This is a genomic window from Acuticoccus kandeliae (assembly GCF_003073115.1).
In genome coordinates this window covers 1-304 of sequence record NZ_QBBV01000162.1, presented here as the reverse complement: position 1 = coordinate 304, position 304 = coordinate 1, and the positions used below count along the sequence as shown (strand labels likewise).

Genomic DNA, 304 nt, shown 5'->3' with positions numbered 1-304 from the left:
GCACCGATGGTCTGCAGCTCGCCGCGGGCCAGCATCGGCTTGAGGATCGAGGCGGCGTCGATCGCGCCCTCGGCGGCACCCGCACCCACCAGGGTGTGGATCTCGTCGATGAACAGGATGATGTCGCCGCGGGTGCGGATCTCCTTGAGCACCTTCTTGAGGCGCTCCTCGAAGTCACCGCGGTAGCGGGAACCGGCGACCAGCGAGCCCAGGTCGAGGGTGTAGAGCTGCTTGTCCTTCAGCGTCTCCGGGTCCTCGCCCTTGACGATCGCCTCGCCGAGGCCCTCGACGGCGGCGGTCTTGC

General features: G+C 68.4%; 1 protein-coding gene. It reads right to left on the bottom strand.

From position 1 onward, the window contains the following. Positions 1-304: AAA family ATPase (locus DBV35_RS29775; RefSeq protein ID WP_157962121.1), on the bottom strand; the 304-nt coding region annotated here is incomplete at both ends.